Raw genomic sequence first — 24,748 nt, 5'->3', positions numbered from 1 at the left:
TGGGGCTTGATTCCGGGTTGACGGAAACATCTTTGGCTTTGGAAAAAAGCGACATCGACGAGGTTCAAGCCAAGCTACGCGAACTGATCCACAATTACGATGATCCGGAAACGGGCTATAGCGCGCGGCGAATGATGGCGAAGGTGCGGTTCAAAACCGATTTTGAACATCTTGCGCGCTTTGGCGAATGGTCGGAAGCGGATGAGCCTGTGCCGGAGGATTTGCAATGAGTGCGCTCAATGAGGCGACCCAACGCCAAATCATGGCGGCACAGCCGGACATGTCCACTTGGCTTTCCGCGAATGCGGGATCAGGCAAGACCAAGGTGCTGACCGACCGCGTGGCGCGACTGTTGTTGGATGGCACGCCACCGCAACATATTTTGTGTTTGACCTACACCAAGGCGGCCGCCGCAGAGATGCAAAACCGGCTGTTCGCGCGACTGGGTGGTTGGGCAATGCTGCCCGATGCGGAGTTGATCGGCGAGTTGACAATACTCGCACCTGGAAAGGTTCTGGATGCCGAGACCCTACGGCACGCGCGCACCCTGTTTGCGCGCGCGGTAGAAACGCCGGGCGGATTGAAAATTCAAACCATCCACTCGTTTTGCAGCGCCCTTTTGCGCAGATTTCCTTTGGAAGCCGGCGTTTCTCCCCAGTTCAAGGAAATGGACGAACGCCAATCCCGGCGAATGGTGGCCGACATTTTGGATGAGTTGGCATTGGGACCGGCGCGTGGCGTGATCGACGCAGCCGCAGTTTATGTCAACGATCTGGATTTGACGGATTTGGCACTCCGAATTGTCGCTAAACGAGAGGGCTTTTTGCCGACGCGCAGTGAGGCAGAGATTTGGTCCTGGTTTGACCTGCCAGAGGGCTATGATGAGAGGGCATCAATCGCCGAAGCCTTCATGGGCGGCGAGCAGGAGATGTTTAGTTCGGTTGCAGCACTTTTAGAGGGTTCCACAAAAGCGGATGAAAAACTGGCCCCGCTTTTTCGATTTTGGGCTGGATCAGAGCCTTCTGTGACGATGATCGAGGCCTGTTGCCAAAAGCTTTTGTCCGGGGAGACAAGTAAGAATCCACATGTTTCAAAATTCTATGCACAGCATTCGAGCTTTCCAACACGCAAACTGATTGATGCGCATCCCGACGCGTTTCATCAACTGGAAGCGTTCATGAAGCGGATCGAGGCGGTGCGTCCGAGAGTCTTTGGCCTCTATGACGCCCGGCGAACTTGGGCGCTGCATCAATTGGCGCGCGCGGTTTTGCCGCCCTATTTGGAGCGCAAAGCGCAGCTTGGGCTTTTGGATTTTGACGACATGATCCGACGCGCGCGGGATTTGTTGTCGATCTCGAACGTCTCGCAATGGGTGCTCTATCGCCTTGATGGCGGAATTGATCACATCCTTGTCGATGAAGCGCAAGACACCAGCCCGGATCAATGGAGGGTTGTGCAGCTTTTGGCGGGTGAATTTACCGCAGGAGAGGGTGCACGCGCGGATGTGACGCGCACGATCTTTGTGGTTGGGGATCACAAACAGTCGATTTATTCATTTCAAGGCGCGGCCCCTGAGGCATTCGACAAGATGAAAGCGCATTTTGGCGACCGTTTGGCGGCCGTGGGCCAGCCGCTGCAAGACCTTGCGTTGCAGTATTCCTTTCGTTCTTCGCGTGCGATCCTGTCGGCCACGGATGAGGTGTTTCGCGCCAGTGAAGGCGTCGGCGTTGGCGGTACAACGGAGCATATTGCGTTTTTTGACGACATTCCGGGACGGGTGGATCTTTGGCCTTTGATCGAACCGGAAAAGGGCCCCGATGATCCCGAGGATTGGGAAAATCCGGTGGATATCATCACACCCGAACATCACTCCGCACGGCTGGCGCAGAGGGTGGCGGATTTTGTTGCAAACCTTCTCGAATCCGGCTCAATTCCTGATAAAAATGGCACAGGTCGTCCCGTGACACCAGGCGACATTATGATCCTTGTGCGCAGTCGGTCTGAGTTGTTTGGTCGGATTTTACGGACGCTGAAATCCCACCCAGCGCGCATTCCCGTGGCAGGGGCGGATCGTCTAACGTTGAACGACGAACTCGCGGTGAAAGATATCCGTTCGCTTTTGGCATTTCTGTCTTTGCAGGACGATGATTTGGCTTTGGCCGAGGCGTTGAAATCACCTTTGTTCAATTGGTCCGAGCGTGATCTTTATCAGTTGGCCCATGGGCGCACCACGATCACGCTTTGGCGTGCGCTCTACGAAAGACGGGCAGAATGGCCGGAGACCTTTGAAATTCTTGAGGATTTGCGCCAAACTTCCGATTTTTTACGGCCTTACGATCTGATTGAACGGATTTTAATTCGTCACAACGGACGACAAAATTTTATCGCGCGCTTGGGCAAAGAGGCCGAGGATGGGATTGACGCCCTGTTGTATCAAGCACGGGCCTATGAGACCTCGGAAACACCAAGCCTCACCGGGTTTATCGCTTGGCTTGAGGCGCAGGATATTCAACTTAAACGCGTTTTGGATGAGACCTCAAACCTTGTTCGGGTTATGACGGCACATGGGTCCAAAGGGTTGGAAGCGCCAATTGTGATCCTGCCAGACACGTTAAAATCTCTTCGCGAAACGCGGGATGAATTTATCGAACCGGACAGTGGTCAGGTGGTTTGGAAGGGACCGAAAGAACAGCGGTCTGATGTGGTAAAACAGAGCCTAAACCGCCTGAAAATGGCAGATTTAGAAGAAGATCGTCGGCTTTTATATGTGGCGATGACACGCGCGGAAAAGTGGCTTGTGGTCTGCGGGGCAGGCGAGGAAAAAGAGGCGGCGGACAGTTGGTATAACCTTGTACGACGCGGCTTGGCGGAGTTGCCAACGCAAAAGGTCGATTTTGGCGATTTTGAAGTGGATCGCTATGCCTATGGCGACTGGCCTACTCCACAAACCGGGGAAGTGCGCGCCAAACAAATGCCGCCTGTTTTACCGGATTGGTATCACTTTCCCGCACCAGAACCGGACTTGGCCACCGCAGTTCTGTCCCCGTCTGATCTTGGCGGTGCCAAAGCCCTGCCCGGTGAAGCGAATGTTTTGGACCAAGAGGCCGCGATGCGGCGCGGAAGTCAGCTTCACCGCTTGATTGAAATCCTACCAGAGGTCGCGCCAGATCGCCGGGCGCAAGTGGCGCATCACGTTTTGACCACAGGTGAGGACGCCGCGCTTGATGATGAGGTCGGTGATCTGTTGGAGGAAGCGCTTGGCGTGCTCAATGCGTCTTATGACTGGGATGTGTTTGGGGCCAATTCCTTGGCGGAGGTGCCCTATACATCGCAACTTTCCACAAAGGGCGGTCAGGTGATCCATGGGATCATCGACAGACTCATCATCATGCCCGACCGGGTGCAAATCATCGACTACAAATCCAATGCGGTGATCCCAGAGCAATCCGGAGACATCCCGGAGGGATTATTGCGGCAATTGGGTGCCTATGCCGAGGCGATGGCGCTGATTTACCCGGATAGAGAGATTGAAACCGCGATCCTTTGGACGCGCACGGCGGAGCTTGCTGTGGTGCCTCTCGACATCGTGATGTCAGCTTTGCGTCGAACCGCCACATCTTGATCTTTGGCCGTACAAGCCATAGGTTTTCGGTCAAGTTCAGCATTCAGGAGAAGCCCCATGGCGACTGTTAAAGTAAGCGATGACACTTTCGCATCCGAAGTTCTCAATTCAGACATCCCCGTTGTTGTGGATTTCTGGGCGGAATGGTGCGGCCCGTGCAAACAAATCGGCCCGTCCCTCGAAGAACTTTCCAATGAGTACGAAGGCAAAGTCAAAATCGTCAAAGTGAACGTGGACGAAAACCCGAACGCCCCGGCACAATTTGGCGTGCGTTCGATCCCCGCCTTGTTCATGTTCAAAGACGGCGAAGTGATTTCCAACAAAATCGGCGCAGCTCCGAAAGCCGCATTGGCCGGTTGGATCGCCGAAGCTGTTTGAGTTTGGCTAAAATTACGAATTTGGGGCGCCGCTTGGCGCCCTTTTTCGTGGCCGGGTTGCGCCAAGCGGGCCGCGCGCTCATATAACCACGAAGCGAAAGGAAAACCGATGTCGAGAGAAGAGTTTCCCGGATGGCACGGCACGACGATTATTGGCGTGCGGCGTGGGGGTAAAGTTGTGATCGCGGGGGATGGGCAGGTGAGCCTGGGCCAAACCGTGATCAAGGGCACTGCGCGCAAGGTGCGGCGATTGAAGCCCGGTGGACATGAGGTTGTCGCGGGATTCGCCGGATCGACGGCGGATGCGTTTACGCTTTTGGAGCGACTGGAAACCAAACTGGAGGCCAGCCCTGGTCAATTGGCGCGGGCTTGTGTTGAATTGGCGAAAGATTGGCGTACGGACAAATATCTCTCAAAACTTGAGGCGATGTTGATCGTGACCGATGGCGATGCGCTTTTGGTGGTCACCGGGGCGGGCGACGTTTTGGAACCCGAACATGACATCGCGGCGATTGGATCGGGCGGGAATTTCGCATTGGCGGCCGCGCGTGGATTGATGTCCACCGATAAGGATGCCGAAACGATTGCCCGTGAGGCGATGAAAATTGCCTCTGACATCTGTGTTTATACCAATGGCAACCTGACGGTTGAGAAGATTTCAAAATGACTGACCTGACTCCCCGTGAAATTGTTTCTGAGCTGGACCGCTATATCATCGGTCAAAATGACGCCAAACGCGCGGTTGCTGTGGCGTTGCGCAATCGGTGGCGCCGCAAACACTTGGCCGATGACATCCGTGATGAGGTCTATCCGAAGAATATCTTGATGATCGGGCCCACCGGCGTCGGCAAAACCGAGATTTCGCGGCGTTTGGCGAGACTGGCGAAAGCGCCATTTGTCAAAGTCGAAGCAACGAAATTCACCGAAGTCGGCTATGTTGGCCGCGATGTGGAACAGATTGTACGTGATCTGGTCGATGCGGCGATTGCGCAGACCCGCGAATACATGCGCGATGATGTGAAGGCGAAAGCCTTTAGCGCCGCCGAAGATCGCGTCATCGAAGCGATTGCCGGGACGGATGCCCGCGAGCAGACGCGGGAGATGTTTCGCAAAAAACTGCGCGCGGGCGAATTGGATGCAACCGTAATTGAGATCGAGGTGCAAGACAGCGGCACACCCGCAGGGATGTTTGAGGTGCCTGGTCAGCCACAAATGGGCGGGATGATGAATCTCGGCGATATTTTTGGCAAAGCCTTTGGCGGACGCACGGTAAAAAAGAAGGTCACGGTGGCAGAAAGCTATGATCTGTTGATCTCGGAAGAGGCCGATAAGCTTTTGGACGACGAGACCGTGACGCGCGTGGCCTTGGAGGCGGTGCAGGAAAACGGCATCGTGTTCATCGATGAAATCGACAAGGTTTGCGCGCGCTCGGATGCCCGCGGCGGCGATGTGTCACGCGAGGGGGTTCAGCGGGATTTGTTGCCTTTGATCGAGGGCACCACCGTGTCGACCAAACATGGTCCGGTGAAAACCGATCACATCCTGTTCATCGCATCAGGCGCGTTTCACATCGCTAAGCCTTCGGATTTGTTGCCGGAATTGCAAGGTCGTTTGCCAATCCGAGTGGAATTGCGGGCGCTGGAAGAGGGTGATTTCGTTCGGATTTTGACCGAAACGGAGAATGCGCTGACGTTGCAATACAGCGCCTTGATGGCGACCGAAGAGGTCAAAGTAACCTTTACCGAAGATGGCATTGCCGCGATCGCAAAGCTGGCCGCAGAGGTGAACACCGCCGTTGAAAACATCGGCGCACGTCGTCTTTACACCATCGTTGAGCGGGTGTTTGAGGAGCTGTCCTTTGGCGCGCCGGACCGGGGGGGCGAGGAGGTCGTGATTGACGAGGCCTATGTCCGCACCCATGTCGGCGAGATGGCCAAAGAGGTCGATGTAAGCCGCTATATGCTCTGAGGTTTGGGGCTATTTTTGCCGTCTGAGATAGACGTAATAGGCCCCGGACCCACCATGTTTCAAATGCGCCTCGGCGACCTGTAACACCGCCTCACGCAGGGGCGGTGTTTGCAGCCAATGCGGCACCTGATGTTTCAAAACACCTTTGCGCACCGGGATTGGCCCCTCATCGTCGCGATGTTTGCCCTTGCCGGTGATAACCAACACAAGCCGCCGATCCATTGCACAAGCCGTAAGGATAAACCTGGTAAGCGCCGGATGTGCCTGGGCCATGGTCATGCCGTGAAGGTCGATACGGGCCTCTGGCGAGACCTTGCCTTTGCGCATTTTGGTGAAATGTTTGCGGTCCATCCGCAGCGGCGCTTGTGCCAAACGCTCAGTCAGGGTGGGCGCAAGGTTATGGCCTTTTTCCACCTTGGCGTGACGGCCAATTTCGAGTTCGAAAAGCTGAATGTCGCGAGCAACGTCGCGCGGGGTGATGGGGGCCGATGCTTTGGGTTTGACCGGACGGGCAATCGGCGCGGGTGGACGCGCGCCATGAATGGGTTTCGCAGTCTTCTTGACCAAATCCCAAAGAGTTTGATCCTCTTCCGTAAGAGGGGAAGTGCCGGGTTTGCGTTTACGGGTCATCCCTTGGCCTTTTCTTCAAGGCCAAAGGCGATTTGGATTGGCATCAGGACGACCATACGTCCGGGATCGCGGATTTGCCCCGCCAAATCCCCCGCTGCCGCGCCAGATCCGAAAAAGATATCGGCGCGCTGTGCGCCTTTGATGGCCGAGCCAGTGTCTTGGGCAATCATCAGGCGGCGCAAGGGGGTGGCACCGTCCTTTTCCACCCAAACGGGGGCCCCCAAAGGCACAAAGGCCGGGTCCACAGCGATAGAGCGCATCGGCGTGATCGAACGGTGCATGGCCCCGATCGGACCTTTGTCGGCAGGCAAGCGCGGCAATTCACGAAAGAAGACGTAGGACGGATTGAAATTCAAGAGGTCCTGACCCTCGACCGGATTGCGCCGCACCCAATTTTGAATGACCTTGGCCGAAACCTGATGCGGTTCATAGGTGCCGCGCCGGATCAATTCCTGACCGATGGAGCGATAATTATAGCCGTTGTGTCCCGCATAACCAATCCGAATGGTGGAGCCATCTGTGAGGCGGATGCGGCCAGAGCCTTGGACCTGCAGGAAAAACAGTTCGACCGGATCATCGACCCAGGCAATCTCAAGCCCACGCCCGGCCAAAGCCCCGTCGGAAATATCGCGACGGCTCAGATAAGGCGCGCCGGAGACGCGGTCCGGGGGCAGGCGGTAAATGGGGTAACGGTAGGGGCCATCAGGAGAGCGTGCACCGCGCAACTCGGGTTCGAAATAGCCAGTGAACATCGGATCTGCGCCGTCTTCGATCAAAACAGGACGAAAAAACAGTTCAAAAAAGCCACGCGCATTGATCGGCGTGGCGGCAAGTTTACACAGTTGCGGCCACTCGTCGCCGTCGATCAAGTCACAAGTGTCGCGAAACACCGCAAGGGCCGCAGCATGATCATCCTCGGCCCAGGTGTTGAGATCGGAAAAGGAAAGAACGCGCGCCATAAGCTCATCCGCAGATGAGGCTGGCGCGCTCAAAGCCAGCAAGGCCGCACATGCAGCGCTCGCCAACCTCACCCACATCAGGCACCCGTTGCTACAAGTTGCCAGTTTGGATCATCCGACCCGACGACACGCGCAAAGGTCCAGATGTCCTTTTGGCGTTTGATGTCATTGGGATTGCCCTCAACCAACTGGCCGGTGGCATCACGCACCACGGAGGTGGTTTCGCCCACGAAACGCAGTTTGATTTCAGCCTCATCACTGGCGCGATCCAACTCGGCGTCAATAATTTGAATTTCGCGCAAACCGACGAATTGGCTTTCAATCGTCAGGCCTTTGGCTTGGCGTTCCGCTACCACGCCAGAAAACGCGTCATACACATCGTCGGAGAGGAAAGGGCGAATGCTTTCCAACTCGTCGTGTTCAAACGCCATGAGGATCATCTCGTAGGCGCCACGCGCGCCGGAAAGGAATTCACTGACGCTAAACGAGGGGTCAACCCGTTTGATCGCGGCGAGATTTTCGGCAACGCGGGTGCCAGCCTCGACATTGTCAATGATGTCGTGGTCGACGCCGCCATCGATGACTTCGAAATTTTGTCGGGCGCGTGTGGCATCCGGTGCACCGGGCAGATCGGCGCGCGGTTTTTCAAAGCCCTCGCGCGTGCCCAAAACGCTGCGCAAGCGCAGGATCAAAAAAATGGCGATACCCGCAAGTACCAAAATGGAAAGAAGGGAGTTACCCATCGGCGGTTCTTCTCCGTTGCAACGTGGCAAAATCTGTCTACTCACCTTATGTAGGTGCTGACTGGCACCAAGTCCACCGGTGCCACAGAGAGAAGACAGGAGTTCATATGTGGCTTTTTGCACTTTTTGTTGCTGTGCCTATCATTGAGATCGCACTTTTTATTCAAGTTGGCGGCCTCATTGGCCTTTGGCCGACGCTTTTGATCGTGGTTGTGACGGCTATTTTGGGCACGCAGTTGGTGCGTCAACAAGGCGCGCTTGCCCTATCGCAATTGCGCCAATCCTTTTCCGAACTCAATGATCCAAGCGAACCTTTGGCGCATGGTGCACTGATCCTTTTGTCTGGCGCGCTGTTGCTGACGCCGGGGTTTTTCACCGATACGGTCGGGTTTTTGCTTTTGATTCCCGCGTTTAGGTCCTTTGTCTTTCGTGAATTGCGCAAAAGGATCAAGGTTCAGGGCTTTGTCATGGGCCAACAGAACATGCCGCCACACCAGGACCGGTTTCGTAATCAACCGGGTGATCCCACGACCATTGACGGCGAATGGCAAGAGATTGATCAAGAGGGTGACAGTGCCCCAAATGACCCGCAAGCCCCATCAGGGTGGACTCGCCATTGAGGCATGGGTGGCAACCTGATACAAAACCGCGAATTTCATACTTCTAAGGACGAAACCCATGGCCGAAAATGGAACCGACACCAGCGACTCCGCGATTGCTCCCGAAGCGGCAGCACAAGCTGCCCCTGTGAAAATGCAGGTTTTGGGCCAATATATCCGGGATATGTCGTTTGAGAATATTCTTGCGCAGAAGAGTTTGAAGGTCGAAGGCCGTCCGAACATTTCTGTGCAGGTGGCACTTGATGCCAAAAAGCGCGCTGAAGACAATCAGTTTGATGTGGCAACCAAAATCAAGGTCGAATCCAAGACCGAAGACGATGCGACCCTGTTCATCCTTGAGCTTGATTATGCGGGCGTGTTTTTGATCGAAAACGTGCCGGACGAGCAAATGCACCCGTTTCTGATGATCGAATGCCCGCGGATGCTGTTCCCGTTCCTGCGCCGGGTTGTACATGATGTGACGCGCGATGGGGCTTCCCGCCGCTGAACTTGGATAACATCGACTTTGTTCAGCTCTATCGCCAAGACATGATGCGCCGTGCAGAAGCTCAAAAGGCCGCAGCCACGACAAACTAAGCCTTTCGCTTAGCTGTATTTTTTCCAAATCGCGCCGTCGCCCAACCCGTCAACAAAGGCGGCATGGGCGGCGGCTTCTTCGTCTGTGATGCGCGGCGGAAGCGGGGCAGGGCGACGCGTCGGTCGCCACGTCTCATCCTTGGTGAGTGCGGAGACTGCCGTTTTGCGGGTGGGTTCAGGCGCAAGGATCAAATCGGGTTGGCGTCCGCCGATGAGCTCGAGATAGACCTCGGCCAAAATTTCCGAGTCAAGCAAGGCGCCATGCAGCGTACGCGCGGCATTGTCGATGCCAAAGCGGCGGCACAAAGCATCCAAAGTGGCCGGAGAGCCGGGGAACTTTTTGCGCGCCATGGCGAGGGTATCGAGCGCGCGGGCAAAGGGGATTTCCGGCAGGCCGATCCATTTCAGCTCCGCATTGAGAAATTTCATATCAAAGCTGGCGTTGTGGATCACAAGTTTAGAATCAGGCCCGATGAAATCAAGAAAGGCCTGACCAACAGCTTTAAACAGAGGTTTGTCTTTGAGCGTCACCTCGCCATCTTTTGGCGCGCGCGGCGGCGTCAAAAGATCGGGACCAATGCCATGAACGCCAAATGCACCATCAGGCATATCCCGTTGCGGGTTGATATATTGGTGATAGGTGCGCCCGGTCGGCATATGATTGAACAGCTCAATCGCCCCGATCTCGACAAGACGATCGCCGCTATGAGGATCAAATCCGGTGGTTTCGGTATCGAGAACGATCTCACGCATGGGCTATTTTGGTCCTGAGAGTTGAGAGCAGATTTTGAACCTGAGCGCGGGTGGATTCAAGGGTATCGGTTTCGATGACCACATCCGCGCGCGCTCGTTTTTCCGCATCTGGCAGTTGTTTTGACAGAATGGCTTTAAAATGCGCCTCTGTCATGCCCGGTCGGGCAAGCACGCGCGCGGCTTGGGTTTTAGCATCGGTTGACACAACGACAACAACATCAACACTTTTTTCGGCACCTGTTTCAAACAAAAGCGGGATATCGACCAAAGCGATGGGGGCGGTACAGTCAGCAATGAACGCATGCCGGTCTGCGGCAACAAGGGGATGAACAATGGTTTCGATCTGTTTGAGTGCGTCCGGGTTGAGCGCGATGATGGATTTAAGCCGATCTTTGGACACCGCCCCATCACTGATAGCCTCCGGGAACGCTACGGAAATTGGGCCAACAGCCGCGCCATTTTCGCCATATAGCCGCGCCACGGCGGCATCGGCGTCCCAAACGGGAACACCTTCCTCGCCAAACATTGTCGCCGTGGTGCTTTTGCCCATTCCGATGGAGCCGGTGAGGCCGATGAGAAAAGGCCGGGAGGTCATGCGGAGAGGATGAAGTTTCGAGTGGCCTCGTCAACATCGGGACGCTGACCAAACCAACGCTCAAATCCCGGCGCGGCTTGGTGCAACAACATGCCGAGACCATCGACGGTTTGACAGCCCATCTCAGCGGCTCGCTTGAGCAATCCAGTGCGCAGCGGGGTATAAACGATGTCTGTAACCACAGCTTTGGAGCTCAAACGATCCAATGAAAGTTTTAGCTCAGGCTGCCCTGCCATGCCTAGAGATGTGGTGTTGATCAGCGTGGCAACGCCATCGAGCATGTCGGCAGCATTGACCCATTCACACACAACAATCTTGGTGCCAAATTCAGAGCGCAACACATCCGAACGCGTGCGCGTGCGGTTGGAGAGGCGAATTTCCGGAACACCAACCTCAAGCAAAGAGGCGATCACCGCCCGCGCTGCACCGCCCGCACCAAGCACGGCGGCGGGGCCGGACTTAGGGTCCCAATTGGCATTGGAACGAAGGTTTTCGACAAATCCGTAACCGTCAGTATTATCTGCGTAAAGTTTGCCATCCGGGCGAAAGATCAGCGTGTTGGCGGCCCCGATGAGAGCCGCACGGTCAGTGACAATATCGGCAAGGCCAAGCACGGTTTCTTTATGTGGAATGGTCACATTTGCGCCAACAAATCCCATTTTCGGCAGGGTTTGGAGCACGTCTTTGAGGTCGGATTGCTCCACATGAAGTGGCACATAATGGCCTTTAATCCCGTAACGGTTCAACCAATACCCGTGCAGTTTTGGCGATTGGCTATGGCTGATCGGCGCGCCGATGACGCCGGCCAATGGAATTTTGTCACTCACTTTGTCACTCATGATGCAATCACCCCCCTTTGGGACAGGTATGCCAGAAGTGGCAACAAGGGCAAACCCAAGACCGTAAAGTAGTCGCCATCAATGCGCGAAAAAAGCCGCACGCCTTCTTCTTCGAGCTTATAGCAGCCAACAGCATGGTGAATACTGTCCCAGTTTCTTTCCAAATAGGCGTCCAAATACGCATCAGACAGCGCATTCATCGTGAGGCGCACTTCGCCCACGTGACGCCATTTTGGTTCCCCGTGTTCATAAATGACAGCGGCGGAGAGCAAAGAGTGCCGTTGCCCGCGCATTTCACTCAAGAGAGCACGGGCTTCTTCGATGTCGTTTGCTTTCGAAATCAACCGCCCTTTAAAGGACAAGACCTGATCGCACCCAATGATCATGGCCTCCGGATGTTTCATCGACACTTTGCGGGCTTTGCCCTCGGCTAAGGCGTCAGCGATCTCACGCGGTGTTGCGCCTTCAGATAAGAGCGCATCTTTTACGCTTTCTTCATCAATTCGTCCGACGATCACCTCAAAGGTTACGCCAGCATTTTGCAAAAGAGACCGCCGGATGTCTGAACCGGACGCAAGGATGAGAGGTTTAGGACTGTTCATCACTCTGTGGAAAACTCCTGTGCGTTTGCGTTGACCAAATGGCCGAAATTGACCTGATCCGCCTATTGTGGGGATATCAGGGGTGGTCTAGGAAAAATACGCACTCTTTCTCCTGTGTGGAAAAGAAATCTTTCTATGACGGGACGGTTCTTTCATCCATCATGTAAAACTGATTTATCCCAGTAGTTTTGGAAATATACTTGTTTAAAATGCTGAATTTAAAGCATAAAAATTATTTATCCCATCTTGTGGATAGAATGAATTGGCGTTTTAAACCGGAGGAAAACTATGTGGGTATCTCAATAATCCCCATTGTCCACAGGCCTTACTAACAACATCATCTTTCTTTTCTTTCTTTTTATTTTATTAAGAGAGCGAACCAAGGGAGACGATCATGGGCGATATTCTGGCAAGCGCATATCCTTGGGTGAAATCCCTCCATGTCATTTCTGTCATCGCCTGGATGGCTGGAATTTTCTATCTTCCTCGACTCTTTGTGCGTCACACTGAAAGCGTGAAACGGGGCAGTGAAGCGGATATCCTGTTTCAGGACATGGAACTGAAGCTGCTCAAGTTGATCATGAATCCTGCGATGATTTCGACGTGGATTTTTGGGCTTTGCCTTGTGATGACACCAGGGATCGTCGATTGGACATCGGGTTGGTCCTGGATCAAAGCTGGTTCTGTGATTGCAATGACTTGGTTTCATCATTGGCTTGGATTGCGGCGCAAAGAGTTTGTCGCCGGGACCAACACGCGAACAGGGCGTCAGTATCGGATGATGAATGAATTGCCGACGCTTTTGATGATCATCATCGTGATCATGATCATTGCCAAACCATTTTGACCCAAGCCTGTTTGGTGAACGTTGCCAGTTCTTTCTGAGAATGATTGACTTACCCTCTTTCTGTTCTTATGTACTCTCAAATCCCAGCCGTCCGGCATCAAGGGATTCTCCAGTATAATTTGACCAAGAGACCGCTCAATGAGTCGGTCGAGACGGATTTTTTCATGACAGCCACCACCCTCAATCTGGCCGATCTCAAAGCCAAGAGCCCCAAAGACCTTCTTTCCATGGCTGAAGAGCTTGAGATCGAAAACGCCTCAACCATGCGCAAGGGCGAGATGATGTTCTCGATCCTGAAAGAGCGGGCAGAGGATGATTGGGAAATCTCTGGTGATGGCGTGCTCGAAGTGCTGCAAGACGGGTTCGGGTTTCTGCGCGCACCTGAGGCGAACTATCTTCCGGGTCCTGATGACATTTATGTCTCCCCGGACGTGATCCGCCAGCATGGCTTGCGCACCGGTGACACCGTGGAAGGCGTCATGTTGGCACCTGATGAAAACGAACGTTATTTTGCGATCACCAAGGTTACACAGATCAACTTTGAGGAGCCTGAAAAGGCCCGTCATAAGATCAACTTTGATAACCTGACGCCGCTTTACCCGGATGAGCGCTTTAAGCTGGAGATCGAAGATCCCACGCTGAAAGATCGTTCTGCTCGAATCATCGACCTTGTCGCGCCGATCGGTAAAGGTCAGCGCGCGCTGATCGTTGCGCCGCCACGCACGGGTAAAACGGTTTTGTTGCAAAATATCGCGCATTCGATCGAAACCAACCACCCGGAATGCTACCTGATCGTTCTGTTGATTGACGAGCGTCCCGAAGAGGTGACAGACATGCAGCGGTCTGTGAAGGGCGAGGTGATTTCTTCGACCTTTGACGAACCCGCAACCCGCCACGTCGCCGTTTCCGAAATGGTGATCGAAAAAGCCAAACGTCTGGTTGAACACAAACGCGATGTTGTCATCTTGCTCGACTCCATCACCCGCCTTGGCCGCGCCTTTAACACCGTTGTACCGTCGTCCGGCAAGGTTCTGACCGGTGGTGTCGATGCGAATGCGTTGCAGCGTCCTAAGCGCTTCTTTGGGGCCGCGCGTAACATCGAGGAGGGTGGGTCTTTGACCATCATCGCTACCGCCTTGATCGACACCGGCTCGCGTATGGATGAGGTCATCTTTGAGGAATTCAAAGGTACGGGCAACGCAGAGATCGTTCTGGATCGCAAAGTTGCGGACAAACGTGTCTTCCCGGCGATGGATATTCTCAAATCCGGCACACGCAAAGAAGAACTTTTGGTCGATTCCAAAGATCTTCAGAAAACATACGTGCTGCGCCGTATCTTGAACCCAATGGGAACAACCGATGCGATTGAATTCCTGATCTCGAAGTTGAAACAGACCAAGAGCAACGCTGAATTCTTCGATTCTATGAACGCTTAACATTTAATATCAATAGGTTATCCTATGGATACGATATACGCCCTGGCATCCGCCCGCGGCAAAGCAGGCGTCGCAGTGGTCCGGATTTCCGGGCCGCTTGCGTTTTGGGCTGTCCATAATCTTACGGGTGATGTGCCCGCTCCGAGGCGCACTGCACTGCGCGTTCTACGCGATGTGGCAGGTGAGGTGCTTGATGAAGCTTTGGTGATTTGCTTTAAAAAAGGTGCGTCATTTACAGGGGAAGAAAGCGCGGAACTGCAACTTCATGGTTCTATCGCAATTGTGAATGCAGTGTTGCGCACCCTTTCTAAGATGGAAGGGTTGCGCATTGCAGAGGCGGGCGAGTTTACGCGTCGGGCGCTTGAGAACGAACGTCTCGACCTGGCCCAAGTTGAGGGTCTTGCTGATCTGATCGAAGCAGAGACCGAGGCGCAAAGACGGCAAGCGTTGAAGGTGTTTTCTGGTGTGCTCGGGGATAAGGTTGAGCGTTGGCGGGAGGCGCTTGTGCGCGCTGCCGCTTTGATCGAAGCCACGATTGATTTTGCTGACGAAGAGGTGCCCCTCGACGTCTCGCCTGAGGTTCTTGAACTGATCGGGACGGTCATGTTGGATCTCGAAACCGAGGCGCGTGGTGCGACGATGGCGGAGCGCATCCGAGATGGCTTTGAAGTGGCCATCGTCGGTCCACCAAATGCCGGGAAATCCACGCTATTAAATGCTCTGGCTGGGCGCGATGCCGCGATCACGTCTGAGGTCGCTGGGACCACGCGCGATGTGATTGAAGTTCGGATGGAGCTTGGCGGATTGCCTGTGACTCTTTTGGACACGGCAGGCCTGCGTGAAACCGAAGACGCTGTTGAAGCGATTGGTATTGAGCGTGCGCGCGAACGGGCGAAATACGCTGATCTGCGTGTTATCTTGTTAGCGGATAAAGACGCCGCACCTGAGATCGAACCAGAAGAAGGCGATCTTTTGGTTCTCAGTAAGGATGATGACGGATCGGCTCGAGGTAAATGGCTTTCAGTGTCCGGAAAGACCGGGCAGGGGATCGACGTAATGGTCGCTCAGATTTCTGCTACCTTGACAGAACGTGCTTCGTCGGCGTCGTCCGCCATCCGTGAACGTCACCGAGTTGCAATTCGTGATGCACTGCTCTCTTTAGAATCGGCGAGAAATGAAGTATTGCTCGGGGCAGATCGGACAGAGTTGGCGGCAGAAGAGTTGCGCACTGCAATCCATGCACTCAATTGCCTTGTGGGCCGAGTCGATGTTGAGAATATCCTTGGAGAGATTTTCTCCAGTTTTTGCATTGGGAAATGAAAATGGCGCAAGGAGTGTTTCACGTGAAACATACCGACTTTGATGTTGTCGTTGTTGGTGGCGGCCACGCTGGATCTGATGCTGCCGCTGCGGCAGCTCGAACAGGGGCACAGACCGCTCTGATCACACTTAAGCGCGGTAATATTGGCGTCATGTCCTGTAATCCTGCCATCGGTGGGCTTGGAAAGGGCCATCTTGTGCGGGAAATTGATGCTTTGGATGGCGTTATGGGGCGAATTGCGGACAAGGCCGGGATTCAATTTCGCCTGTTGAACCGTCGAAAAGGTCCGGCGGTACAGGGCCCGCGCGCGCAAGCGGATCGCAAGATTTACCGCGAAGAGATGTTGAAAGAGCTTTCCACAACAGAAAACCTGACCATCATTGAGGCGGAAGTTGCCGATCTTGTGACGAAGGGCACGCAGATTTCCGGCGTCATTTTGGCTGATGGTTCTGAAATTTCCTGCGGTGCAGTTGTTCTAACCACCGGAACATTCTTGAATGGCTTGATACATATTGGCGATGTCAGCCACGCGGGTGGTCGTATGGGGGATAAGCCTCTGTTGCTTTGGCTGAGCGGCTCTATGGGTTTGGCCTGCCAATGGGGCGGCTCAAAACGGGAACCCCGCCGCGTTTAAATGGCACAACCATCAATTGGGATATACTTGAAGAACAGCCTGGCGATGATGAGCCGGTGATGTTTTCTTTCCTAAATAAGACGCCAACGGCGCGTCAGGTGTCCTGCGGAATTACACATACGAACGAGGCTACTCACGATATCATTCGCCAAAATCTGTCCCGATCTGCGATGTACGGCGGCCATATCGAAGGGGTCGGTCCGCGTTATTGCCCTTCGATCGAGGACAAGGTTGTACGCTTTGCCGACAAAACCTCTCATCAGATTTTTTTGGAACCCGAAGGCGCGGATGACGACACAGTTTATCCAAACGGCATTTCGACCTCTCTTCCGGTCGATGTTCAAGAGGCCTATGTGCGTTCCATTCGTGGCCTTGAAGCCGTTGAGATTCTTCAGCCGGGATATGCGATTGAATATGATTATGTGGATCCCCGAGCGCTTCGAATGACGCTTGAATTGCGCGATGTGCCGGGACTTTTCATTGCAGGGCAGATCAATGGGACCACGGGATATGAAGAGGCTGCAGCACAAGGTCTTGTGGCCGGCTTAAATGCCGCACGCAAATCCTTGGGTAAAGAGGCAATGGTTTTTGCGCGTTCGGAAAGCTACATCGGTGTGATGATTGATGATTTGGTGACGCGCGGCGTGACCGAACCATATCGCATGTTCACGTCTCGCGCGGAGTTTAGATTGTCACTGCGCGCGGATAATGCAGACCAAAGATTAACGCCTATCGGGCTCGATTTGGGTATTGTTGGTCAAAAGCGTAAACAGGCGTTCACTCAAAAGATGGAATCGCTCGCGAGTGGTCGGACTCTTTTAGAAAGTCTTGTTTTTACACCAAAACAGATGTCGGAGGCTGGAATCCGTGCAAGTTCTGATGGAAGCCGCCGCAATGCGTTCCAAATTTTGTCATTTCCCGATGTCGATTATGATGAAATAATCAAGCTTGATCAGACGTTTGCAAAGATTGATGGCGATATCCGCGAGCAACTCTCAAAAGATGCGCTGTATGCCACTTACATTGAACGGCAACAGCGGGATGTTTTGGCGATGAAGCGGGATGAAAAACAAATTATCCCGGATGATTTTGATTATTCTGCGCTCGTCGGGCTTTCGAATGAGCTTCGTATGAAGTTGGAGAACGTGCGCCCACAGACGATCGCTCAAGCTGGCCGCGTTGAGGGTATGACCCCGGCTGCGACCACACTCATTCTTGCGCGTATGCGTCAAGGAAAGAAAGCAAAGGCGTCTTAATGAAGAAAATTTCATTTGCGGGCTTGGATGTTTCACGTGAAACATTCGAGCGACTTGAGGCCTATTTTTCAATTTTAAAAAAATGGAATCCCGTCATAAACTTGGTAGCAAAGTCCACAATTGAAAATGCTTGGGATCGGCATTTTCTGGATTCAGCCCAAGTGTTTGCTTTGGCGCCAAAAGAAAGCAAATCTTGGGTTGATATTGGAAGTGGGGGAGGGTTCCCAGGCTGGTTTCTGCTGTTTTGGCTTCTGAACATGCGCCAGAAATGGAGTTTACTTTGGTTGAGTCCGACCAAAGGAAGGCGGAATTCCTTCGAACTGTGGCGCGAGATTTGAGTGTTCCTGTCACTGTAATAGCAAAACGTATCGAAGATATTCCGCCCCTCAATGCAGATGTCATTTCTGCGCGTGCGCTTGCAGCTTTGCCACTGCTTTTAAACTATGCCGAGCGCCATCTTTCTGAGTCTGGGCAGGCCATTTTCCAAAAAGGGGCCAATGTGTCAGATGAGATTGCAGAATCTCTTGAAACTTGGCGCTTCACCTACGAAGAATATCCAAGCACGACGGGCCAAGATGCCGTCACCCTTCTTATTGGAGATATAAGACGTGTCTGATCCCACTCGGCCGCCAGGTCCTAAGATTATTGCAGTCGCGAACCAAAAGGGCGGTGTCGGGAAGACAACGACAGCTATAAATTTGGCAGCTGCGCTGGTTGAAAACGGGTTTCGTGTCCTTGTTGTAGATCTTGATCCGCAAGGAAATGCCTCAACTGGCTTGGGAATCGACATAGAGAGTCGCAGCTTCACGACCTATGACCTTGTTCTTGGGGATGTGGATTTACACGATGTTATTCAAACTACTGACATCGAAGGTCTCTGGATTTCGCCTGCGACCGTAGATTTGAGCTCTGCCGACATTGAAATGGTTTCAAGCGAAAAGCGGAGCTTTCTGTTGCATGACGCGCTACGTCAGCCGGCAATTGATGGCTATCTGTTTGATTTTATTTTAATTGACTGTCCTCCATCGCTCAGCCTGTTGACGGTGAATGCAATGGTAGCCGCTGATTCCGTTTTGGTACCGCTTCAAAGCGAGTTTTTTGCGCTCGAAGGCTTATCTCAGTTGATGCTATCTGTGCGAGAGGTGCGCCAGACTGCAAATCCAAATTTGAGAATCGAGGGGGTTGTGTTGACGATGTATGATCAACGAAACAATCTGTCTCGTCAGGTGGAGTTGGATGCGCGCGAAAATTTGGGAGAATTGGTGTTTCAAACGGTGATTCCGCGCAATGTACGCGTCAGTGAAGCACCATCTTTTGCTTTACCTGTTCTTCAATACGATTCGAATTCCAAGGGTAGCTTGGCCTACAGGGCTTTGGCGACGGAAGTCGCTGCAAAGAGGGGTAAATAAGAGATGGAAAATCCGACGAAGCCAAAAAGCCGCGGTCTCGGGCGCGGTTTGTCAGCATTGATGGCGGACGTCGCGCCAGAAATTGGTGGCGCATCAGATACAAAAGAACCTCGCCGGCCTGATATGATGGTGCCGATTGAGAAAATCGTGCCGAATCCAGATCAGCCACGGCGGACCTTTGAACAAGGCGCATTGGACGATTTGGCCAATTCCATTCGCGAAAAAGGCGTGATTCAACCTTTGATCGTACGCGAAAGCCCAAGAAACGCCGGTGACTATGAGATTGTGGCTGGGGAGCGTCGTTGGCGTGCGTCTCAATTGGCCAGATTGCATGAACTTCCTGTCATTTTACGCGCTTACACAGACACTGAGGTTCTTGAAGTTGCGATTATCGAGAACATTCAGCGCGCTGACCTGAATGCGATTGAAGAGGCGGCAGGCTATAAGCAATTGATGGAGCGGTTTGGCCACACACAGGAGAAGCTCTCTGATGCACTGGGCAAAAGCCGGAGCCATATTGCGAACCTGATGCGCTTGCTTCATTTGCCGACGGATGTTCAGGATTTGGTTGTCGATGGTCACCTTTCTGCTGGCCACGCCCGCGCTCTGGTGACGGCCGAAAATCCGACCGAGCTTGCGAAACGGATTGTCAAAGGCGGCCTTTCTGTACGAGACGCTGAAAAACTGGTTAAGGCGGAAAAGAGTCCAACTCAGCCGAAGGCGGTAAAATCCTTCCGTGCCTCTGAAAAGGACGCCGATACCCGTGCTTTGGAGGCTGATTTGTCAGCTACGGTGGGCATGAAGGTGGAGATTGATCATAAAGACGGGTCAGAGAGCGGCAGGCTTTCGATCTCCTACGCAACTTTGGATGATCTGGATACGCTTTGCAAAATTTTATCTAAGGGCGCTTAAGCGTCCGGGATCAAATCCCGAATGATGGCATTTAACAGCGGGCGGCCTTTTCCGGTGACGGAAAGGCGCCCGTTTTCTGATTTTAGAAATCCGTCATCTAATAAGTATTTGTTTTTTATAGAGTAATTATATCCAAAAAGAGCGGAAAGCCGGGATAAATCAACCCCTTCTGAAATTCTAAGTCCCATCATAAGGTATTCGAGGGCTTGATCATAGCCTGGTAGGGCATTGCGTTCCTGGTCGCCGTGGCCTTTTGCGTCAACAGACGCGAGCCAAAGCGTCGGTGAGAGAGGCGTGTCGATTGCGTATTTTTGTCCATCAAGGGTGAGGCGGGAGTGTGCACCTGGGCCGATGCCTGCATAATCACCATAGCGCCAGTAAATCAGGTTGTGCCGGCTCTCAGACCCTTTTCGAGCGTGATTAGAGACTTCATAACTCGGCATTCCGGCGGCATCGCATTCCTCTTGGGTGAGGAAGTACATATCAGCGGCAGCGTCATCCGAGGGCAGATCACGCAATTGGCCACGATTGTAGCGATCGCCAAAGGCGGTGCCTTGTTCGATGGTCAGTTGATAGAGGGACAGGTGATCGACGGCCATAGAGAGGGCTTCGCGCAATTCCAAACGCCAGTCCTCTTGAGTTTGACCCTGGCGCGCGTAAATCAGATCGAAGCTGACCCGATCAAAGGCGGATCGAGCAATATCAAAGGCCTTTTGGGCTTCTGAGACGGAGTGAAGCCGGCCAAGACGGCGCAGATCGTCGTCACGAAGCGATTGAATGCCCATGGAGAGACGATTAACCCCTGCGGCACGATAGCCACGAAAACGACCCGCTTCCACGGAGGTTGGGTTGGCTTCAAGCGTAATTTCGACATCATTCGCGAGCGTCCAAGAGGCTCTAACCCGGCTTAAAATCGCATCAACAAGCTCCGGTTCCATCAATGATGGGGTGCCGCCGCCAAAAAAAATCGTGTTGACCAAGCGCCCCGGTGTGAGTGCTGCAATCCGGTCTATTTCTGAAAGGTAGGCGCGTTCCCATGCCTTTTGGTCAATTGTCGCCGCGACATGGGAGTTGAAATCGCAGTATGGGCATTTTGCCTGACAAAACGGCCAGTGAAAATAGAGACCAAATCCGCCGTTTTGCCAGTCTTCCATCATCAGCCCTTGAAAGCCGTGATTTCGATTTCGACTTTCATCTCAGGTTTGATGAGATCGGCAATCACCATTGTGGCCGCAGGGCGAATGTCGGAGAGGAATTCGCCAAGTGCCGGGATGAGTTCATCGACCAAGGCTTTGTCACTGACAGTGTATTGTACACGCACAGTGTCCGAGAGGGAAAATCCAGCCTGTTCCAGTGCATTCGAGATGGTTTTAAAGCAATTGCGCGCCTGATCGGCAATGCTGTCGGGCATAGTCATTGTAGCGTAATCATAGCCGGTTGTGCCGGACACGAAACACCAATCGCCTTGGGCGACAGCACGGGAATAGCCCATGGTGGATTCAAAAGCAGAGCCGGAAGAGATGAGTTTGCGAGTGCTCATTTAGAGAGGTCCTTGAAGGGTCCGGAGACCAGTTTACGAAAGGCGTCGGCACGATGGCTCATGCCCTGCTTTTTGGCAGGGTCCATTTCACCAAATGTTTCTGTTTCGCCATCAGGCAAGAAAATCGGGTCAAACCCAAATCCCAAATCTCCACGCATAGGCCAAACAAGGCGGCCTTCAACTGTACCCTCGAAAATCTCGTCATGGCCATCAGGCCAAGCGAGGCAAAGCGTACAGCAGAAGCGTGCGGTGCGGGGCTCAGGGGCATTTATAGCCTCAAGCTTGTCCCAGACTTTCTTCATCGCCATCGGAAAATCGCGGCCATTGGGTGTTTCGGCCCAATCGGCGGTGTAGACACCGGGGGCACCACCCAAGGCATCGACCATGATGCCGCTGTCATCGGAAAGCGCAGGTAGCCCACTTTCTTTGGCGGCAAAATGAGCTTTGATCCGGGCGTTTCCGACAAAGCTGTCTTCGGTCTCGTCCGGTTCTTCGAACCCGAGGTCCCCAGCGGAGATGACTTTGATCCCAAAAGGCGTCAAAAGCTCCGCGATTTCGCGAAGCTTGCCCTTGTTATGGGAGGCGAGGACCAGCGTGTCGCCATCAAACATACGCATCAGGCCACCGCGGCGTTTTGTACGGCAACGAGTTCAGCGACACCTTTTTCAGCAAGATCAAGGAGTTCATTCATTTGAGTGCGCGAATAAGTAGCCCCCTCGGCGCTCATCTGGGTTTCGATCATCTGGCCATTGGCGAGCATGATGAAGTTGCCATCAACGCCAGCTTCGGAATCCTCGGGGTAGTCGAGATCAAGCACGGCCTGACCCGCGTATATGCCACAGGACACGGCGGCGACGTTGGACAGCAGCGGATCGGAGATCAGCGCGCCGGATTTCAACAATTTGTTGGTGGCAATGCGCAGAGCGACCCAGCCGCCGGTGATCGAAGCGCAACGGGTGCCGCCATCGGCCTGAATGACATCGCAGTCGATGGTGATCTGACGTTCGCCAAGAGCAACGCGATCCACACCGGCGCGCAGGGCGCGACCGATCAAACGTTGAATTTCTACGGTACGACCGCCTTGTTTGCCTTGGGTCGCTTCACGACGCATCCGCGAAGACGTCGAACGCGGCAACATGCCATATTCTGCGGTGACCCAGCCCTGGCCAGAGTTACGCATAAATGGAGGCACGCGCTCCTCGATGGTCGCGGTGCACAAAACATGCGTATCACCACAGCGGATCAGGCAGGAGCCCTCGGCATGTTTTGTCACATTGATGTCGATCGAGATCGGGCGCATCTCGTTTAATTTCCGTCCGGAGGGTCGCATGGTCATTCCTTCCAATTTTTGTTGGCTGAGACATAACGAAGTGGGTGTGAAAGGTGCAAGTGTCATTGACCCCGGCAATGCATGTCTTTTAATGACGATACCGTTGGAGCCCTTTGCCATATGAACGACCGTGCGAATTTAATCACAGAAATGAACGACCGATCCCGCGAGGTGTTCCGCCGCGTTGTGGAGGGCTATCTCGAAAATGGCGATCCGGTTGGCTCGCGTACCTTGACGCGGACGATGAGCGAAAAAGTCTCGGCCGCGACGGTGCGCAATGTGATGCAGGATCTTGAGTATCTGGGCCTGTTGGACAGTCCGCATGTGTCGGCTGGACGTGTGCCAACGCAACTCGGCCTGCGTCTGTTTGTGGATGGGTTGCTTGAATTGGGCACCGTGACCGACGATGTGCGCGCGAAAATGGAAGAGACCGTGCGCGAGGATCAATCGCATGTTGGCGGGATGTTGGATCGGGTTGGCTCCGCACTATCGGGACTGACACAGGGGGCAAGCCTTGTTTTGGCGCCCAAGCATGAAGCGCCGGTAAAACATGTAGAATTTGTCAATTTGGCCCCAGATCGTGCGCTTGTGGTTTTGGTCTTTGCTGATGGGCATGTAGAAAACCGAATTTTCACCCCGCCAATTGGACAAACGCCATCCTCGCTACGTGAAGCGACGAATTTTCTGAATTCTCTGATCGAAGGTAAAACCCTTGGCGAGTTGCGTACAACGGTAGAGCGGGAAATCAAACTGCGCCGACAAGAGTTGGATAGCCTCGCCGCCGATCTGATCGAAAACGGCAGCGCCTTTTGGGGGGGCGAGGGAGCCGTGTATGAGCGACTCATTGTGCGGGGGCGTTCGAATCTATTGGGGGATAGTGCGGAAGCCGAGGAATTGGATCGCATTCGCAGTCTGTTTGATGACTTGGAAAAGAAACGCGACATTGCCGAATTTCTCGAACTGACTGAGGATGGCGAAGGCGTGCGTATTTTCATTGGCTCAGAAAACAAACTTTTCTCTCTTTCGGGTTCCTCTTTGGTGGTTTCTCCTTATATGAACGCTGAACGAAAGATAATTGGTGCTGTGGGAGTGATCGGACCGACTCGTCTCAATTATGGGCGGATTGTTCCGATTGTGGATTACACGGCGCAACTTGTCGGTCGCATATTGTCCGGCAAGGCGTGAAAAGGTGGAACATGACGGATCCAAAAAAAGACATGGCTGAAGAGATCGAAACCGAACTGGATGCTGAGCTTGAAGAGTTTCTTGAGGCTGAGGCCGAAGAGGAGATCGACGAGCTGGAAAAGCTGCGTGCGGAACGGGATGAGTTCAAAGACCGGTTTATCCGAGCCGTGGCCGATGCAGAGAATTCGCGCAAACGGGCGGACCGGGATCGGCGCGAGGCGGAGAATTACGGCGGATCGAAACTGGCGCGAGATATGTTGCCGATTTTCGACAATATGAAACGCGCGATTGATGCAATTGCCGAAGATCAGCGTGAAGCCCAGGCGGCTTTGATCGAAGGCATCGAATTGACCATGCGTGAACTGGTCAGCGTGTTCAAAAAGCACGGGATTGTCATCATCGCGCCTGAAGTTGGTGATGCGTTTGATCCGCAGGAACATGAAGCGATGTTCGAGGCTCCGGTGCCGGGCACCAAAGCAGGCGACATCATTCAGGTGATGAATGTGGGCTTTATGATCCACGATCGCCTGTTGCGCCCGGCTCAGGTTGGCGTGTCGTCCAATCCGGCCTAAGCCAAGGCAACCCGAAAGACAA

General features: G+C 53.7%; 26 protein-coding genes and 2 pseudogenes. 17 read left to right on the top strand and 11 right to left on the bottom strand.

Features of this window, described 5'->3' with window-relative positions:
* Positions 1-32: 32 nt before the first annotated feature.
* The 5 genes from C8029_RS09340 (at position 33) to hslU (ending at position 5,967) form a co-directional block, all read left to right on the top strand.
* Positions 33-230 (top strand): hypothetical protein, encoded by a 198-nt coding sequence (locus tag C8029_RS09340; RefSeq protein ID WP_152002795.1) that lies wholly within the window; start codon positions 33-35, stop codon positions 228-230.
* Positions 227-3,622, top strand: coding sequence for a double-strand break repair helicase AddA (gene addA, locus C8029_RS09335; RefSeq protein ID WP_152002794.1), 3,396 nt, complete (start codon positions 227-229; stop codon positions 3,620-3,622). The genes C8029_RS09340 and addA overlap by 4 nt, the downstream gene beginning before the upstream one ends.
* A gap of 57 nt (positions 3,623-3,679) precedes the next feature.
* On the top strand, positions 3,680-4,000 hold the full coding sequence (gene trxA, locus C8029_RS09330) for a thioredoxin (protein ID WP_009570410.1): 321 nt from the start codon (positions 3,680-3,682) through the stop codon (positions 3,998-4,000).
* Between the two features lie 108 nt (positions 4,001-4,108).
* Positions 4,109-4,666 carry an ATP-dependent protease subunit HslV gene (gene hslV, locus C8029_RS09325; protein ID WP_009570409.1) on the top strand — a complete coding sequence of 186 codons (558 nt, stop codon included), beginning with the start codon at positions 4,109-4,111 and terminating at the stop codon, positions 4,664-4,666.
* On the top strand, positions 4,663-5,967 hold the full coding sequence (gene hslU / locus C8029_RS09320) for an ATP-dependent protease ATPase subunit HslU (RefSeq protein WP_152002793.1): 1,305 nt from the start codon (positions 4,663-4,665) through the stop codon (positions 5,965-5,967). Before hslV ends, hslU begins: the two co-directional genes overlap by 4 nt.
* Positions 5,968-5,976: 9 nt before the next feature.
* Here the strand turns inward: hslU and C8029_RS09315 are convergent, their stop codons facing one another.
* From C8029_RS09315 to C8029_RS09305, 3 genes are read right to left on the bottom strand one after another with little or no spacing between them, the layout of a single operon-like run.
* Complete coding sequence (locus C8029_RS09315) at positions 5,977-6,597, bottom strand: Smr/MutS family protein (RefSeq protein WP_152002792.1); 621 nt, start codon at positions 6,595-6,597, stop codon at positions 5,977-5,979.
* Entirely contained in the window at positions 6,594-7,634 is a 1,041-nt protein-coding gene (gene mltA / locus C8029_RS09310) for a murein transglycosylase A (RefSeq protein WP_009570406.1), read from the bottom strand. The genes C8029_RS09315 and mltA overlap by 4 nt, the downstream gene beginning before the upstream one ends.
* Positions 7,634-8,299 (bottom strand): Tim44/TimA family putative adaptor protein, encoded by a 666-nt coding sequence (locus C8029_RS09305; protein ID WP_009570405.1) that lies wholly within the window; start codon positions 8,297-8,299, stop codon positions 7,634-7,636. The genes mltA and C8029_RS09305 overlap by 1 nt, the downstream gene beginning before the upstream one ends.
* A gap of 107 nt (positions 8,300-8,406) precedes the next feature.
* Between C8029_RS09305 and C8029_RS09300 the strand changes: the two genes are divergently transcribed.
* Both C8029_RS09300 and secB read left to right on the top strand, forming a co-directional pair.
* Positions 8,407-8,919, top strand: coding sequence for an FxsA family protein (locus C8029_RS09300; protein WP_152002791.1), 513 nt, complete (start codon positions 8,407-8,409; stop codon positions 8,917-8,919).
* Between the two features lie 58 nt (positions 8,920-8,977).
* A pseudogene (gene secB / locus C8029_RS09295) lies at positions 8,978-9,495 on the top strand (protein-export chaperone SecB).
* 9 nt (positions 9,496-9,504) lie between these two features.
* On the opposite strand, the gene dnaQ reads toward secB, so the two are convergent.
* From dnaQ to C8029_RS09275, 4 genes are read right to left on the bottom strand one after another with little or no spacing between them, the layout of a single operon-like run.
* Positions 9,505-10,248, bottom strand: coding sequence for a DNA polymerase III subunit epsilon (dnaQ, locus tag C8029_RS09290; protein ID WP_152002790.1), 744 nt, complete (start codon positions 10,246-10,248; stop codon positions 9,505-9,507).
* Positions 10,241-10,843: a dephospho-CoA kinase gene (coaE, locus tag C8029_RS09285; protein WP_152002789.1), complete on the bottom strand. Its 603-nt coding sequence runs from the start codon at positions 10,841-10,843 to the stop codon at positions 10,241-10,243. The genes dnaQ and coaE overlap by 8 nt, the downstream gene beginning before the upstream one ends.
* The gene (locus tag C8029_RS09280; RefSeq protein ID WP_152002788.1) at positions 10,840-11,682 is read right to left on the bottom strand and encodes a shikimate dehydrogenase; all 843 of its coding nucleotides are present in this window, start codon (positions 11,680-11,682) and stop codon (positions 10,840-10,842) included. Before C8029_RS09280 ends, coaE begins: the two co-directional genes overlap by 4 nt.
* Entirely contained in the window at positions 11,679-12,284 is a 606-nt protein-coding gene (locus tag C8029_RS09275) for a Maf family protein (RefSeq protein WP_152002787.1), read from the bottom strand. The genes C8029_RS09280 and C8029_RS09275 overlap by 4 nt, the downstream gene beginning before the upstream one ends.
* Positions 12,285-12,678: 394 nt before the next feature.
* Between C8029_RS09275 and hemJ the strand changes: the two genes are divergently transcribed.
* The 8 genes and pseudogenes from hemJ (at position 12,679) to C8029_RS09240 (ending at position 20,099) form a co-directional block, all read left to right on the top strand.
* Complete coding sequence (gene hemJ, locus C8029_RS09270; RefSeq protein WP_152002786.1) at positions 12,679-13,131, top strand: protoporphyrinogen oxidase HemJ; 453 nt, start codon at positions 12,679-12,681, stop codon at positions 13,129-13,131.
* Positions 13,132-13,295: 164 nt separating this feature from the next.
* Positions 13,296-14,567: a transcription termination factor Rho gene (gene rho, locus C8029_RS09265; RefSeq protein WP_040401834.1), complete on the top strand. Its 1,272-nt coding sequence runs from the start codon at positions 13,296-13,298 to the stop codon at positions 14,565-14,567.
* A gap of 24 nt (positions 14,568-14,591) precedes the next feature.
* A complete protein-coding gene (gene mnmE / locus C8029_RS09260) occupies positions 14,592-15,887 on the top strand; it encodes a tRNA uridine-5-carboxymethylaminomethyl(34) synthesis GTPase MnmE (protein WP_152002785.1) in 1,296 nt (431 codons plus the stop codon).
* 2 nt (positions 15,888-15,889) lie between these two features.
* Positions 15,890-17,778 (top strand): annotated as a pseudogene (gene mnmG / locus C8029_RS09255) (tRNA uridine-5-carboxymethylaminomethyl(34) synthesis enzyme MnmG).
* Entirely contained in the window at positions 17,778-18,116 is a 339-nt protein-coding gene (locus C8029_RS22965) for a 16S rRNA (guanine(527)-N(7))-methyltransferase RsmG (RefSeq protein WP_353617596.1), read from the top strand. Before mnmG ends, C8029_RS22965 begins: the two are co-directional and overlap by 1 nt.
* Positions 18,047-18,394: an RsmG family class I SAM-dependent methyltransferase gene (locus C8029_RS22960; RefSeq protein ID WP_353617595.1), complete on the top strand. Its 348-nt coding sequence runs from the start codon at positions 18,047-18,049 to the stop codon at positions 18,392-18,394. The genes C8029_RS22965 and C8029_RS22960 overlap by 70 nt, the downstream gene beginning before the upstream one ends.
* Positions 18,387-19,187: a ParA family protein gene (locus C8029_RS09245; protein ID WP_040401735.1), complete on the top strand. Its 801-nt coding sequence runs from the start codon at positions 18,387-18,389 to the stop codon at positions 19,185-19,187. Before C8029_RS22960 ends, C8029_RS09245 begins: the two co-directional genes overlap by 8 nt.
* 3 nt (positions 19,188-19,190) lie before the next feature.
* Complete coding sequence (locus C8029_RS09240) at positions 19,191-20,099, top strand: ParB/RepB/Spo0J family partition protein (protein WP_009570392.1); 909 nt, start codon at positions 19,191-19,193, stop codon at positions 20,097-20,099.
* Here the strand turns inward: C8029_RS09240 and hemW are convergent.
* From hemW to rph, 4 genes are read right to left on the bottom strand one after another with little or no spacing between them, the layout of a single operon-like run.
* A complete protein-coding gene (gene hemW, locus C8029_RS09235) occupies positions 20,096-21,253 on the bottom strand; it encodes a radical SAM family heme chaperone HemW (protein ID WP_009570391.1) in 1,158 nt (385 codons plus the stop codon). The two genes, C8029_RS09240 and hemW, sit on opposite strands and share 4 nt — an antisense overlap.
* Before the next feature lie 2 nt (positions 21,254-21,255).
* Positions 21,256-21,639 (bottom strand): RidA family protein, encoded by a 384-nt coding sequence (locus tag C8029_RS09230; protein ID WP_009570390.1) that lies wholly within the window; start codon positions 21,637-21,639, stop codon positions 21,256-21,258.
* Positions 21,636-22,256 carry an RdgB/HAM1 family non-canonical purine NTP pyrophosphatase gene (gene rdgB, locus C8029_RS09225; RefSeq protein ID WP_009570389.1) on the bottom strand — a complete coding sequence of 207 codons (621 nt, stop codon included), beginning with the start codon at positions 22,254-22,256 and terminating at the stop codon, positions 21,636-21,638. The genes C8029_RS09230 and rdgB overlap by 4 nt, the downstream gene beginning before the upstream one ends.
* Positions 22,256-22,969, bottom strand: coding sequence for a ribonuclease PH (gene rph / locus C8029_RS09220; RefSeq protein WP_009570388.1), 714 nt, complete (start codon positions 22,967-22,969; stop codon positions 22,256-22,258). Before rph ends, rdgB begins: the two co-directional genes overlap by 1 nt.
* A gap of 120 nt (positions 22,970-23,089) precedes the next feature.
* Between rph and hrcA the strand changes: the two genes are divergently transcribed.
* On the top strand, positions 23,090-24,154 hold the full coding sequence (gene hrcA, locus C8029_RS09215) for a heat-inducible transcriptional repressor HrcA (RefSeq protein WP_009570387.1): 1,065 nt from the start codon (positions 23,090-23,092) through the stop codon (positions 24,152-24,154).
* A gap of 11 nt (positions 24,155-24,165) precedes the next feature.
* A complete protein-coding gene (locus C8029_RS09210; protein ID WP_009570386.1) occupies positions 24,166-24,726 on the top strand; it encodes a nucleotide exchange factor GrpE in 561 nt (186 codons plus the stop codon).
* Positions 24,727-24,748 lie beyond the last annotated feature (22 nt).

The sequence above is a fragment of the Roseobacter sp. TSBP12 genome, from assembly GCF_009129705.1.
Classification (GTDB): domain Bacteria; phylum Pseudomonadota; class Alphaproteobacteria; order Rhodobacterales; family Rhodobacteraceae; genus Celeribacter; species Celeribacter baekdonensis_A.
The sequence above is the reverse complement of the archived record's forward strand: the minus strand, read 5'-3'. Positions and strand labels throughout refer to the sequence as shown.

Coding starts and splice junctions, on each gene's coding strand:
- trxA (WP_009570410.1), top strand. CDS start 3,680: ATGGCGACTGTTAAAGTAAGCGATGACACTTTCGCATCCGAAGTTCTC.
- C8029_RS09305 (WP_009570405.1), bottom strand. CDS start 8,299: ATGGGTAACTCCCTTCTTTCCATTTTGGTACTTGCGGGTATCGCCATT.
- C8029_RS22965 (WP_353617596.1), top strand. CDS start 17,778: ATGAAGAAAATTTCATTTGCGGGCTTGGATGTTTCACGTGAAACATTC.
- C8029_RS09315 (WP_152002792.1), bottom strand. CDS start 6,597: ATGACCCGTAAACGCAAACCCGGCACTTCCCCTCTTACGGAAGAGGAT.
- hslU (WP_152002793.1), top strand. CDS start 4,663: ATGACTGACCTGACTCCCCGTGAAATTGTTTCTGAGCTGGACCGCTAT.
- C8029_RS09275 (WP_152002787.1), bottom strand. CDS start 12,284: ATGAACAGTCCTAAACCTCTCATCCTTGCGTCCGGTTCAGACATCCGG.
- addA (WP_152002794.1), top strand. CDS start 227: ATGAGTGCGCTCAATGAGGCGACCCAACGCCAAATCATGGCGGCACAG.
- hslV (WP_009570409.1), top strand. CDS start 4,109: ATGTCGAGAGAAGAGTTTCCCGGATGGCACGGCACGACGATTATTGGC.
- hrcA (WP_009570387.1), top strand. CDS start 23,090: ATGAACGACCGTGCGAATTTAATCACAGAAATGAACGACCGATCCCGC.
- rho (WP_040401834.1), top strand. CDS start 13,296: ATGACAGCCACCACCCTCAATCTGGCCGATCTCAAAGCCAAGAGCCCC.
- coaE (WP_152002789.1), bottom strand. CDS start 10,843: ATGACCTCCCGGCCTTTTCTCATCGGCCTCACCGGCTCCATCGGAATG.
- C8029_RS09210 (WP_009570386.1), top strand. CDS start 24,166: ATGACGGATCCAAAAAAAGACATGGCTGAAGAGATCGAAACCGAACTG.
- hemW (WP_009570391.1), bottom strand. CDS start 21,253: ATGGAAGACTGGCAAAACGGCGGATTTGGTCTCTATTTTCACTGGCCG.
- mltA (WP_009570406.1), bottom strand. CDS start 7,634: ATGTGGGTGAGGTTGGCGAGCGCTGCATGTGCGGCCTTGCTGGCTTTG.
- C8029_RS09240 (WP_009570392.1), top strand. CDS start 19,191: ATGGAAAATCCGACGAAGCCAAAAAGCCGCGGTCTCGGGCGCGGTTTG.
- C8029_RS22960 (WP_353617595.1), top strand. CDS start 18,047: ATGGAGTTTACTTTGGTTGAGTCCGACCAAAGGAAGGCGGAATTCCTT.
- dnaQ (WP_152002790.1), bottom strand. CDS start 10,248: ATGCGTGAGATCGTTCTCGATACCGAAACCACCGGATTTGATCCTCAT.
- hemJ (WP_152002786.1), top strand. CDS start 12,679: ATGGGCGATATTCTGGCAAGCGCATATCCTTGGGTGAAATCCCTCCAT.
- C8029_RS09280 (WP_152002788.1), bottom strand. CDS start 11,682: ATGAGTGACAAAGTGAGTGACAAAATTCCATTGGCCGGCGTCATCGGC.
- C8029_RS09300 (WP_152002791.1), top strand. CDS start 8,407: ATGTGGCTTTTTGCACTTTTTGTTGCTGTGCCTATCATTGAGATCGCA.
- C8029_RS09230 (WP_009570390.1), bottom strand. CDS start 21,639: ATGAGCACTCGCAAACTCATCTCTTCCGGCTCTGCTTTTGAATCCACC.
- rdgB (WP_009570389.1), bottom strand. CDS start 22,256: ATGCGTATGTTTGATGGCGACACGCTGGTCCTCGCCTCCCATAACAAG.
- rph (WP_009570388.1), bottom strand. CDS start 22,969: ATGCGACCCTCCGGACGGAAATTAAACGAGATGCGCCCGATCTCGATC.
- mnmE (WP_152002785.1), top strand. CDS start 14,592: ATGGATACGATATACGCCCTGGCATCCGCCCGCGGCAAAGCAGGCGTC.